This window comes from Micromonospora sp. USAFONa4, assembly GCF_057197825.1.
In genome coordinates this window covers 584137-595616 of the sequence record NZ_CM170072.1, presented here as the reverse complement: position 1 = coordinate 595616, position 11480 = coordinate 584137, and the positions used below count along the sequence as shown (strand labels likewise).

Below are 11480 nucleotides of genomic sequence, written 5' to 3'. Positions count from 1 at the left end.
ATGCAGTCGCTGATGACGCGGGGCCAGCTCAAGATCGCCGCGGCGCGCCGCCCGGAGCAGGCCCGCCACTGGCGTGCCGTGCTCGGCTCCGGCGCCGACCCGGTCGGCTTTCCCGCCGACCGCACCCCGGCGCCCGGCGCCCCGCCCGAGCCGGCGGCCGTCACCGTGCCGCTCGACGAGGCGGTGGTCGAGCGGCTCGACCGGGCCGGCCGGGGCGGCGAGGACGCCCGCCAGGTCCTGCTGACGGCCGCGGTGGCCGCTCTGTTGCGCCGCTACACCGGCGCCGACGACATGCTGGTCGGCCGTCCGGGCGCGCCGGGGCAGCTGGCCGGGATGCTGCCGTTGCGGGTGCGCTGCGCGGCGGAGAGCAGCTACCGCGACCTGGTCGGGCAGTTGCGCACGGCGGTGCCCGAGGCGGCGCGCCACGCCGACTACCCGGTCGAGTTGCTCGCCGAGGAACTGGCGGCGGACGCCGGTCCCGGCCCGCACCCGCTCATCGACGTGGCGGTGGGGGGCGGCGCCCCGGACGGTGCCGGGGTCGGGGTGTTCTTCGCCCTCGGCGCCGCCGAGGTGACGGTCCACCACGACGCCCGCCGCTACGACGGCGCCACGGCCGGGCGGATCGGCGCCCACCTGGCGCTGTTGCTGGGTCGGGCGCTGGCGGAGCCGGACGCGCCGGTGGCGGACCTGAGCCTGCTGACCGACGGCGACCGGGACGTGCTCCGGGAGGTCAACGACACCGGCGTCGGCCAGGACCCGGCCGGCCGGCCGGACGAGTGGGTCGCCCGGTGGGCCGCCGCCCGCCCGGACGCCGTCGCCGTCCGCACCGCGGCCGGCAGTTGGACGTACGCGGAACTGGAGGCCCGGGTGGCCGCGTACGCCGAGCGGCTGCGCGGCGCCGGGGTGGGCGCGGAGTCGATCGTCGGCGTGCTCGCCGAGCGCTCCCGCGAGCAGTTGGTGGCGATCCTGGCCACCCTGCGGGCCGGCGGCGCCTACCTGCCGGTCGACCCCGGTTACCCGGCCGCGCGCGTCGCCTACCTGCTCGACGACAGCGGGGCCGCCGTGGTGCTCGCCGCCGACCCTGCGCGGGTCCCGGACGGCGTGCCGGTGCTCCCGCTGCCGACCGCCGGCCCGGTGCCCGCCGCCGTCCCGTCGCCCGGCCCCGACGCGCCGCGCCACGGGGAGGACCTCGCGTACGTCATCTACACCTCCGGCTCGACCGGCGCCCCGAAGGGCGCGATGATCGAGCACCGCTCGCTGGCCAACCGGCTGGCCTGGATGCAGCGGCTGTACCCGATCGGCCCCGCCGACGTGATCCTGCACAAGACCCCCACCACCTTCGACGTGTCGGTGTGGGAGCTGTTCTGGTGGGCCCGCGAGGGCGCCTCCGTCTGCCTGCTTCCCGCCGGCGCGGAGCGCGACCCGGAGGCCATTATCGGGGCGGTCGAGGCGCACGGCGTCACCACCGTGCACTTCGTACCGTCGATGCTGGGCGCGTTCCTCGACTACCTCGGCACCGCCGACCCCGGCCGGCTGGCGAGCCTGCGGCAGGTCTTCGCCAGCGGCGAGGCCCTCGGTCCCCGGCAGGTGGACCGGCTCGCGGAGCTGCTGCCCGGCGCGACGCTTGTCAACCTCTACGGCCCCACCGAGGCCACCGTCGACGTCACCCACCACCGCTGCCGGCCCGGCGGGGAGCGGGTCCCGATCGGCCGGCCGGTGGACAACACCCGCCTGTACGTGCTCGACGAGCGGCTGCGCCCCCAGCCGGTGGGGGTGCCGGGGGAGCTGTGCATCGCCGGGGTGCAGCTCGCCCGGGGCTACCTGAACCGGCCGGAGCTGACCCGGGACCGCTTCGTCGCCGCGCCGGAGGTGGGCGAGGAGCGGGTGTACCGCACGGGCGACCTGGCCCGGCTGCTGCCCGACGGCACGCTCGACTACCTCGGCCGCCTCGACCACCAGGTGAAGGTGCGCGGCTACCGCGTCGAGCTGGGCGAGGTGGAGGAGGCGCTGCGCGGGCACCCGGCCGTCAAGGACGCGGTGGTGGTGGCCCGCGACGGCAACCTGATCGGCTACGTGGTCGCCGACGAGCCGGTGGGCGAGGCGACGCTCACCGCCCACCTGGGCACCCTGCTGCCGGGCTACCTGGTCCCCGCCCGGGTGGTCGAGCTGGCGGAGTTCCCGCTGTCGGGCAGCGGCAAGCTGGACCGGCGGGCGCTGCCCGAGCCGGCCGCGCCCGAGCGGCCGTACGTGGCGCCGCGCACCGGGCCCGAGCGGATCCTCGCCGACATCTGGGCCGAGGTGCTGGGCCTCGACCGGGTCGGCGTGGAGGACAACTTCTTCGCCATCGGCGGCAACTCGATCCACTTCGTCACCGTGCTGGCCCGGGCGCACGCCGCCGGCGTGGACCTCACGTTCCAGCAGCTGTTCCGCCACCCGACGATCGCGGCGCTGCTCGCGGCCGGCCCGCCGGACGCGGAACGGGCGGTGACGCACCCGCCGTTCGCCCTGCTCGACGAGGCGGACCGGGCCCTGCTGCCGGACGGGGTGGTCGACGCGTACCCGCTCGGGCAGCTCCAGGCGGGGCTGATCTACGAGAACGAGCTGTCCCGGGGCGCCGCCCAGTACCACGACATCATCAGCTTCCTGATCAACGCGCCGTTCGACGAGGCGACGTTCACCGAGGCGGTGCGGATCCTCGTCGCGCGCCACCCGATCTTCCGGACCAGCTACCACCTGACCGGCTTCGGCCAGTACCTGCAACTCGTGCACGCCGACGCGCCGAGCCCGCTGTGGGTGGAGGACCTGCGCGACCGCGACCCGGCCGAGCAGGAACGCTGGCACGCCGACTGGCACGCGCGCGAGCAGTCGTACCGGTTCCGCTGGCAGGAGCCGGGCCTGGTCCGCATCCACGTGCACGTCCTCGGCGACGAGCTGTACCGCTACAGCGTCAGCCAGCACAACTCGGCGCTGGACGGCTGGAGCATCACCCTGCTGCACACGCAGCTCTTCGACACCTACTACCGGCTGCTGGCCGGGGACCGCCCGGACGAGGGGCCGGCCGAGAACCACTTCCGCGACTACATCGGGCTGGAACGCCGGGCGCTGGAGTCGGCGGCGGACCGCGACTTCTGGCGCGGTGTCCTCGCCGCGGGCGGGGTCACCGAGCTGCCCCGGTGGCAGCCGCCGCAGGCGCCGGCCGAGCGGCCCGTCGTCTTCCACGAGGTGGAGATCGACGACGCGCTCTCCGAGCGGCTGCTGCGCGCGGCCGACCGGTTGGCGGTGCCGCTGAAGACCGTGCTGCTGGCCGCGCACGTCAAGGTGGTCGGCGCGCTCGCCGGGGACACCGAGGTCGTCACCGGGTACGAGCAGAGCGGCCGGCCGGAGGCGGAGGGCGCCACCGGGGCGCTGGGGCTGTTCCTCAACACCGTGCCGATGCGGGTGGACCTGGGCGGCGGCTCCTGGGCCGACCTGGTCCGGGCGGTGTACCGCGCGGAGGCGGACCTGCTGCCCCACCGGCGCTACCCGATGGCGCAGATGAAGGCGGACGCCGGCACCACCGACCTGCTCTTCGAGACCGTCTTCAACTACACCCACTTCTACCTGCTCAAGCAGCTGCGCGAGCTGCCCGGCTTCGACCTGCTCGACGTGCAGGTGAGCACGGAGACGGAGTTCGCGCTGCGCGCCGAGTTCATGCGGGACTTCTTCACCGACCGGGTCCGGCTGAGCCTGCACTACCACTCGGCGGCCTTCACGCCGGAGCAGGCGGCGGGCATCGGCGAGGTGTACCGGCGGGTGCTGGCGGAGCTGGCGACCGACCCGGAGCGCGCCCACGACGGGCTGCGGCCGGGCCTGCCCGAGCCCCGGGTCACCCCGGCCCGGCGCCGCTTCGACCGGGCCGCCCCGGCGACGCGCCGGCCGGCGGCGCCGACGGGGCGGACCGCGCCGGGCACGCCCGTCGCCCGGCGGATCGCCGAGGCGTGGGCGGCGGCGCTCGACGTGCCGGTGGCCGGGATCGCCGAGGAGGACAACTTCTTCGACCTGGGCGGCAACTCGCTCGCCGCGATGCGGGTGATCGCCGCGCTGCGCCCCCTGGTCACCCTGCGGCAGCTGATGACCACCTCCACGCTCGGCCCGCTGGCCCGGGCCGTCGAGGCGGACGCCGCGCCGGAGGACCGGCTGCTGCAACCGCTGTCCCCGCCGGACGCCGCCCACGACCGGGTCCTGGTCTGCTTCCCGTACGCGGCGGGCAGCCCGCTCGCCTTCCGGCCGCTGGCCGAGGCGCTGGCCCCGCACCGGATCGCGGTGCACGCCGTGGCGCTGCCGGGCCACGACGTCAGCCGGCCCGAGCCGCTGCTGGACCTGCCGGAGCTGACCCGCCGGGTGGCCGCCGAGATCGGGGAGCTGGGCGGCCGGCCGGTGCTGGTCTGGGGGCACTGCGTCGGCGCGGCGGCGGCGATCGAGGTCACCCGGCTGCTCGCCGCCGCCGGCCGGCCACCCGAGCGGCTGTTCCTCGGCGGCAAGCTGCTGCGCGGGCCGGAGGAGATCGACGCCAGCATCGCGGAGGTCACCGGGATGGCGCCGGCGGACGTGGTGGGCTGGCTGGTGGACCAGACCGGCTTCACCGAGCTGGACGGCCTGGACGCGGAGCACGTCGACGCCCTGGTCGCCGCCTTCCGGCACGACGCAGTCGGCTCGCACCGCTACCTGCGGGACCGGGTGGGGGAGCCGCTGCCGGTGCCGGTCACCGTGGTCGTGGCCGCCGACGACCCGTTGACGGCCGGGCCGGGCGCGGCGCACGAGGCGTGGCGGCGGGTCGCCGCCGACGTGGAGCTGAGGGAGATCGACGGGGGCGGGCACTACTTCTGCCGCACCCGTGCGGCCGACGTTGCCGCTATCGTCGGCGCGACGGGACCGGGCGCGCCGCCGACGGCCGCCGCCGTACCGTCCGCCCGCCGTCCTGGGGAGAACCATGTCTGACCGTACGCCGACCGCGCGGGACGAGTTCGTCGCCGGCGCCCGCTCGATGGTGCCGTTCCTGCTCTCCGCCTTTCCGCTGGGCGTGATCGGCGGCACCCTCGGCCTGGCCGCCGGCCTGTCCTACCTGGAGACGTTCGGCCTGGCCATGGTGGTCAACTCCGGGACCGCCCAGTTCATCGGCTTCAAGCTGATCTCGGAGGGGGCGGCCTGGCCGGTCATCGTCCTGACCACGCTGATCCTCAGCCTGCGGATGTTGATCTACTCCACGCTGCTCGCGCCGCACGTGCGCGAGTTGCCGCAGCGGTGGCGGCTGCTGCTGGGCTTCGGCCTGATCGACGCGGTGTTCTTCGTGGCCTTCGACCGGATCAAGGGCGACGAGCCGGCCCGGCGCAAGAGCATGTTCTACTTCGGCGCCTCCGCGGTCATGTACGTCAACTGGGCGGTCGCCACGGTGGTCGGCATGATCGCGGGGCACCTGCTGCCGGAGCGGCTGCGCTCCGGCCTGGACTTCCCGATGACCGCGGTCTTCCTGGTCGTGCTCGCCTCGGCGCTTGTCGGCTGGAAGGTCTGGACGACGGCGGTCTCCGCCGGGGCGCTGGCCCTGCTCCTGCTCGGGCTGCCCTACAACCTCGGCCTGATCGTGGCGGCGTTCGGCGGCGCGTTCGTCGGCATGGCCTGCGAGCTGGTGGAACGGCGGTGGTTCCCGCCGAAGCCGGCGGAGCCGGGCCAGCCGGGGGAGGAACCGACGGAGCCGGGGGAGACGGCGGAGCCGGGCGGGCCGGAGCCGCGAACGCCGCAACCCCGGACCGCCGGGGCGGCGGCCGGGGAACGCCGGGCCGTCGAGACGGCCCGTGACACGGACGGAAGGTGACCGGAATGTCCATGCTGCTGCTCATCCTCGGGATGGGACTCGCCACCTTCGCACCCCGGTACCTGCCGCTGCTGGTCTTCCGCGACCGGGCGCTTCCCGACGACGTCAAGGTCTTCCTCGGCTACCTCCCGCCGGCGCTGCTGGCGGCCATCGCCGTCCCGTCGGTGATCGCCCCGGTGGACAACCGGATCGAGATCACCGTCGTCACCGTGCCGTACCTGGTGGCGGGCCTGGTCACGCTGGTGACCGGCCTCTTCGTCGAGCGTTTCATGATCGTCTGGACGGTGGGCCTGGTCGTCTTCTTCGGCCTGCGCTGGTGGCTGGGGGCCGCGTGAGCGCCGCCCACCCCGCCGGCCGCGCCCCGCTGCGGGTCGCGGCCGCCCAGGTCGCCGCCGTCCCCGGCGACCTCGCCGGCAACGCGCGGACCGCGGCGCGGAGCATCGCCGAGGCGGCGGCCCGCGGCGTGCACCTCGTCGTCTTCCCCGAGCTGTCGCTCTGCGGCTACGACGTCGGCCTGCTGCACGACGACATCGCGCGGTGCGCCGTCGAGACGGACGGTGACCCGCTCGACGTCGTCGCCGAGGCCTGCCGCACCCACCGGGTGGTGGCGGTGGTCGGCGGCTGCCGGCGACGCGCCGACGGCTGGGCGATCGGCGCCCTGGTGGTCGGCGCGGACGGCCGGCCCGCCGCCGCGTACGACAAGCGCCACCTGGACCGCGACGAGCGCGAGCTGTTCGTGCCCGGCCGGGACGACTGCCTGGTCGAGGTGCGCGGCTGGCGGCTCGGCCTGGGGGTCTGCTACGACGCGAGCTTCCCCGAACACGCCCGCGCGCTGGCCCTCGCCGGCGCCGACGCCTACCTGTGCCCGGGCGCGTTCACGACGGGCGAATCCGACCACCGGCGCGGCGTGTACTTCCCGGCCCGCGCCCTGGAGAACACCTGCTACGTGCTGTTCGCCAACTTCGCGGGATCGCACGGCGGCTGGGAGTTCGCCGGTCGCAGCGCCGTGTACGCTCCCGACGGTCGGGTCCTCGCCGACGCCGGCACGGGGCCCGGGCTCGCCGTCGCCGACCTGGACGACGCCGTGCTGCGGCGGCACCGCGACGCGCTGCGGATGCTCACCGACCGGGCCGCACCCGCGCCGCCCCCGGCGGTCGTGCCCGTCCCGGCCGGGTGACCGCCCGTCCGTCGGGAGCGTCCACGCGGACGAGCCGTCGTCGGGCGCCCGCCGCCCGGACGACGCCCGCACCTGTCCGACCCGCCGTCCCGGCGGGCAGCCCACCACGTGAGGAGAACCTGTGACCGGCACCGGCACGATCGCTGTCCACGGCGACGACGGGTTGAGCCCGGGCGGGGCGGTGTCGCCGCCGATCGTGCAGAGCGCCACCTTCAGCGCCGAGACCGACGAGCAGTTCGCCGCCGTCGCCACCGAGACCCGGGGCAACGCCTTCTACACGCGCTACGGCAACCCGAACCACGCGCAGGTCGCCGCCGTGGTCGCCCAGCTGGAGGGCGCCGAGGCGGGCCTGGTCACCGCCTCCGGGATGGGCGCGATCAGCACGATCGCCCTGGCCCTGCTCTCCGCCGGGGACCACGTCATCGTGCAGCGCAGCACGTACGGCGGCACGACGTCCCTGGTCACCGGCCTGCTGGCCCGGTTCGGGGTGGCCTTCACGCAGGTGGACCAGACCGACACCGGGGCCTTCGTCCGGGCGCTGCGCCCGCAGACCCGGCTGGTCCTGGTGGAGACCCCGAGCAACCCCCTGCTCGAACTGACCGACCTGGCCGCCGTCGTCGAGCTGGCGCACGCCAACGACGCGCTGGTCGCGGTCGACAACACCTTCGCCACCCCGGTCAACCAGCGGCCGGCGGAGTTCGGCGCCGACCTGGTGTGGCACAGCGGGACGAAGTACCTCGGCGGGCACTCCGACGTCTCGGCCGGGGTGGTCGTCGGCTCCGCCGACCTCGTCGACCGGGTCTGGCAGACCGCCATCGTCACCGGCAGCACCCTCGGCCCCATCGACGCCTGGCTGCTGCTGCGCGGCATCCGCACCCTGTCGCTGCGGGTGGACCGGCACAACGCCAACGCGCTGGCCCTGGCCCGGGCGGTCGAGGGCCACCCGGCCGTGCGGCGGGTCCGCTACCCGGGGCTGCCCACGCATCCCCAGCACGAGCTGGCCGGCCGGCAGATGACCGGCTTCGGCGGGGTGCTCAGCGTCGAGCTGCGCGACGGGCGGGCGGCGGCCGGGCTGCTCGACGGCCTCCGCCTGGCCAAGCGGGCGGCCAGCCTGGGCAGCGTCAGCACCCTCGTGGTGCACCCGCGCTCGATGTGGGCCGGGATCGTCGACGCCGAGCAGTTGGCCGCCACCGGCATCGGCGAGGGCCTCGTCCGGGTCTCCACCGGCATCGAGGACACCGAGGACCTCGTCGCCGACTTCCTGGCGGCCCTCGACGCGGCGGACCGGGCGGAGTAGCGCCCGGGCCGGCCGCGCGGTCAGCGGTCCGGGCTCCCGGCCGGCGCCATCACGCGCAGCGCGTTGGCGTCCAGGCCGATCCGGATCGGCGTACGGCCGCACAGCTCGCCGTCGACCTCGACGCGCGCCGGCCGGTCGGTCTCCAGCCACAGCTCCCCGACGGCGAGGAACGGCTCGTCGCCGACGGAGCGCCGGTGCCCGGTCGCCGCGTTGCGGGCCGTGTCGCGCAGCAGTCCACGGCGGTTCGCGCCGCCGACCGGGTACGCGACCAGCAGCCGGTCGTCGGCGTCGGCGTCGGCGGCGATCGGGCGCCCGGCGTGGAAGCCGCCGTTGGCCACGTACACCTGGTGGGTGCGGAACTCGTGCCGGGCGTCCCCGGCGCGGACGGTGACGCGCAGCGGCCGGTGCCGGGCCAGCAGGGCCAGGGCGGTGAGCGGGTACGCCAGCCGGCCGACGACCCGCTTCAGGCGCGGCGGCGTGCGCAGCATGATGTCGGCGGAGAGGCCGACGCCGACGTGGTTGGTGAACCGCATGTCGCCGGCGAGGCCGAGGTCGACGTCGATCACCGTGCCGCCGGTCAGCACGTCGACGGCCCGGTCGAGGTCGAGCGGGACGCCGACGGTGCGGGCGAAGTTGTTGGTGGTGCCCAGCGGCAGCATCCCGAGCGCCATGTCGCGGTGGGCGAGCAGCCGCGCGGCGGTGCTGAGGGTGCCGTCCCCGCCGCCGGCCACGAGCAGGTCCGGCCCGAGGTCGACGGCCGCGGCGAGGACGCGTTCGAGCTGGCCGGGCTGCTCGACGGGGTGGTCGTCCAGCAGGCGGAAGCCGGCCGCCGTCAGCCGGGCCCGGGCCCGCTCGTGCAGTTGGCGGCCCCGGCGGGAGTGGGCGTTGACGACGAGGACGGCCCGCCGGTGCCGCCGGATGGCCGCGCCCAGTTCCTGCTTCGTCCGCATGGGCCCCGACCCTATCGGCATCGCGGACGCCGGCACGAGGACGCGGGGGATCGCAGGCATAGAAGGTTTTCGACGTATTCGTTAGGGTGGCGGGAAGGAAGGTTTCCACCCCGGAGGTGTCGATGCGAACACAGGTGATCCGCGCGGTCGGCGTCCTGGCGGCGGGCGGGGTCCTGGCGACGCTGGGCGCCACCGGCGCGCAGGCCGACCCGGTCGTGCCCCGGCATGCCGTGATCGTCTGCCAGAGCGCCAGCTTCTACGCCAACTACGACTCGGCGAGCGGCCCGCACGGGCTCAAGCGCACGCTGGCGTACGGCAACAAGATCGGCCACACGCCCGGCGCGCACCCCGTCTACAACGGCTGGGCCGCCACCTTCGACTTCGGGCCCAACGACTGGGGCTACGTGCGCAGCGAGTGCATCGGGGGCTACGACTCATGGTGAGCGGGAAAGTGCCGCGACGGCTCGGCGCGTTGCTGGCGACCGTCTGCGCCGTGCTGGCGCTCACGCCGTCGACCGGGCACGCCGCGAACGGGACGATCGGGCAGCGGGAGACGGTGTGCGCCGAGGACCTCTTCGTCCGCACCGCCCCGGTCGGGGCGTGGATGGGCACCCTCTACCGGGGCCAGACGTTCCTCGTCGAGGGGCCGCGCAGCGGCGGCTACGTCTACGGCTTCGCCTACGGGCACGTCAACCGGCGCGGCTGGGTGCAGGACGGCTGGTTCTGCTGACCCCGCCCGGCGGGTGACGCACGGTGCCCCGGGTGGCGCCCGGGGCACCGTGCGGCCCGGCGGACCGTCCCCGGCTCACCGCGACGGCGTCAGCCGCCCGGTACGCCGCCGGTGGGCGCGGATCAGCTCGGCGTAGCGCAGGCCGCTCGCCTTGAGCGTCCGGCGCTGGGTGGGGTAGTCCACGTGCACCAGCCCGAAGCGCTTGTCGTACCCGTACGACCACTCGAAGTTGTCGAGCAGCGACCAGACGAAGTAGCCGGCCAGCGGCACGCCCCGGTCGACCGCCGCCGCGCACGCCGCCAGGTGCCGCTCCAGGTGGTCGGTGCGCTCCCGGTCCTCGACGGTGCCGTCGGCGGTGACCTCGTCCCGCCACGCCGACCCGCTCTCGGTGACGAGCACCCGCGCCGGGGCGTACTCCTCGGTCACCGCGACCAGCAGCTGCTCCAGCCCGGCCGGGTACGCCTCCCAGTCCATCGCCGTGTGCACCGCGCCCGGCACCGGCACCTGCCGGGCGTACGGCGGCGGCCCCGCCGGGTCGTCGGCCACCACCTGACGGAAGTAGTAGTTCAGGCCGAGGTAGTCGGTGGGGGTGGCGATCACCGTCAGGTCGTCGCCCCGCACCGGCGGCTCGACGCCGTACGTGGCGACCATGTCGGCCGGGTAGCCGCGTCCGTGCAGCGGGTCGAGCCACCACCGGTTGACGTGGCCGTCCATCCGCCGGGCGGCGGCCATGTCCTCGGGCCGGTCGCTCGCCGGCTCGCAGGGGCTGGGATTGAGCACGATCCCGACGGCGGCGGGCCGGGCGGCGGCGGCCCGGATCGCCCGGGTGGCCAGCCCGTGCCCGAGCAGGACGTGGTGCGAGGCGCGCACCGCCCTGGCCAGGTCCCGCTCGCCCGGCGCCATCCGGCCCTCCAGGTGCCCGATCCAGGACACGCAGAGCGGCTCGTTGACGGTGGTCCAGTCGGCGACCCGGTCGCCGAGGCGGGCGGCCACGACGGCGGCGTAGTCGGCGAACGCCGCGGCGGTGGCCCGCTCCGGCCAGCCGCCCCGGTCCTGCAACGCCTGCGGCAGGTCCCAGTGGTAGAGCGTCACGAACGGGCGGATCCCCGCCGCCAGCAGGGCGTCGACCAGCCGGTCGTAGAAGTCCAGGCCCTTCGGGTTGACCCGGCCGACGCCGTCGGGCCGCACCCGGGGCCAGGCCACCGAGAACCGGTACGCGTCCACCCCGAGCTGCCGCATCAGCGCCACGTCCTGCGGCCACCGGTGGTAGTGGTCGCAGGCCACCTCGCCGGTGTCGCCGTTGTCGACGGCGCCCGGCACGTCGCAGAAGGTGTCCCAGATGGACGGCGCGCGGCCGTCGGCGCGGACGGCCCCCTCGATCTGGTACGCGGCGGTGGCGACCCCCCAGAGGAAGTCGGGCGGCAGCGTGGACAGGTCCGGCACGGGTGGGCTCTCCTTCGGATGTGCGGCCGACATGG

At 75.6% G+C, this 11480-nt stretch carries 9 protein-coding genes; 7 read left to right on the top strand and 2 right to left on the bottom strand.

Features of this window, described 5'->3' with window-relative positions; genetic code table 11:
* The 5 genes from AC0OO9_RS02520 to AC0OO9_RS02500 all read left to right on the top strand — a co-directional run bounded on the left by AC0OO9_RS02520 (position 1) and on the right by AC0OO9_RS02500 (position 8322).
* A complete protein-coding gene (locus AC0OO9_RS02520) occupies positions 1 to 4977 on the top strand; it encodes an amino acid adenylation domain-containing protein (RefSeq protein WP_484515219.1) in 4977 nt (1658 codons plus the stop codon).
* Complete coding sequence (locus AC0OO9_RS02515; RefSeq protein WP_484515217.1) at positions 4970 to 5848, top strand: AzlC family ABC transporter permease; 879 nt, start codon at positions 4970 to 4972, stop codon at positions 5846 to 5848. The genes AC0OO9_RS02520 and AC0OO9_RS02515 overlap by 8 nt, the downstream gene beginning before the upstream one ends.
* A 5-nt stretch (positions 5849 to 5853) precedes the next feature.
* The gene (locus tag AC0OO9_RS02510) at positions 5854 to 6183 is read left to right on the top strand and encodes an AzlD domain-containing protein (RefSeq protein ID WP_484515215.1); all 330 of its coding nucleotides are present in this window, start codon (positions 5854 to 5856) and stop codon (positions 6181 to 6183) included.
* Positions 6180 to 7025 (top strand): carbon-nitrogen hydrolase family protein, encoded by an 846-nt coding sequence (locus tag AC0OO9_RS02505; protein WP_165947867.1) that lies wholly within the window; start codon positions 6180 to 6182, stop codon positions 7023 to 7025. The genes AC0OO9_RS02510 and AC0OO9_RS02505 overlap by 4 nt, the downstream gene beginning before the upstream one ends.
* Before the next feature lie 121 nt (positions 7026 to 7146).
* Positions 7147 to 8322, top strand: a complete 1176-nt coding sequence (locus tag AC0OO9_RS02500) for a trans-sulfuration enzyme family protein (RefSeq protein WP_484515212.1) — start codon at positions 7147 to 7149, stop codon at positions 8320 to 8322.
* 20 nt (positions 8323 to 8342) lie between these two features.
* On the opposite strand, the gene AC0OO9_RS02495 is transcribed toward AC0OO9_RS02500, so the two are convergent.
* Positions 8343 to 9272, bottom strand: coding sequence for a diacylglycerol/lipid kinase family protein (locus AC0OO9_RS02495; RefSeq protein WP_484515211.1), 930 nt, complete (start codon positions 9270 to 9272; stop codon positions 8343 to 8345).
* A 122-nt stretch (positions 9273 to 9394) separates the two neighbouring features.
* On the opposite strand from AC0OO9_RS02495, the gene AC0OO9_RS02490 reads away from it, so the two are divergent.
* Together AC0OO9_RS02490 and AC0OO9_RS02485 are read left to right on the top strand one after the other, a co-directional pair.
* Positions 9395 to 9715 (top strand): hypothetical protein, encoded by a 321-nt coding sequence (locus tag AC0OO9_RS02490; RefSeq protein WP_132238337.1) that lies wholly within the window; start codon positions 9395 to 9397, stop codon positions 9713 to 9715.
* Positions 9709 to 10002, top strand: coding sequence for a hypothetical protein (locus tag AC0OO9_RS02485; RefSeq protein WP_484515210.1), 294 nt, complete (start codon positions 9709 to 9711; stop codon positions 10000 to 10002). The genes AC0OO9_RS02490 and AC0OO9_RS02485 overlap by 7 nt, the downstream gene beginning before the upstream one ends.
* 75 nt (positions 10003 to 10077) lie before the next feature.
* Here AC0OO9_RS02485 and AC0OO9_RS02480 read toward each other — a convergent pair whose 3' ends face one another.
* The gene (locus AC0OO9_RS02480; protein ID WP_484517834.1) at positions 10078 to 11478 is read right to left on the bottom strand and encodes a GH1 family beta-glucosidase; all 1401 of its coding nucleotides are present in this window, start codon (positions 11476 to 11478) and stop codon (positions 10078 to 10080) included.
* Positions 11479 to 11480: the final 2 nt, after the last annotated feature.

Bases quoted from the DNA above. Each gene is read 5' to 3' on its own strand.
- AC0OO9_RS02495 (WP_484515211.1), bottom strand. From the start codon at position 9,272: ATGCGGACGAAGCAGGAACTGGGCGCGGCCATCCGGCGGCACCGGCGG.
- AC0OO9_RS02515 (WP_484515217.1), top strand. From the start codon at position 4,970: ATGTCTGACCGTACGCCGACCGCGCGGGACGAGTTCGTCGCCGGCGCC.
- AC0OO9_RS02520 (WP_484515219.1), top strand. From the start codon at position 1: ATGCAGTCGCTGATGACGCGGGGCCAGCTCAAGATCGCCGCGGCGCGC.
- AC0OO9_RS02480 (WP_484517834.1), bottom strand. From the start codon at position 11,478: ATGTCGGCCGCACATCCGAAGGAGAGCCCACCCGTGCCGGACCTGTCC.
- AC0OO9_RS02510 (WP_484515215.1), top strand. From the start codon at position 5,854: ATGTCCATGCTGCTGCTCATCCTCGGGATGGGACTCGCCACCTTCGCA.
- AC0OO9_RS02490 (WP_132238337.1), top strand. From the start codon at position 9,395: ATGCGAACACAGGTGATCCGCGCGGTCGGCGTCCTGGCGGCGGGCGGG.
- AC0OO9_RS02485 (WP_484515210.1), top strand. From the start codon at position 9,709: ATGGTGAGCGGGAAAGTGCCGCGACGGCTCGGCGCGTTGCTGGCGACC.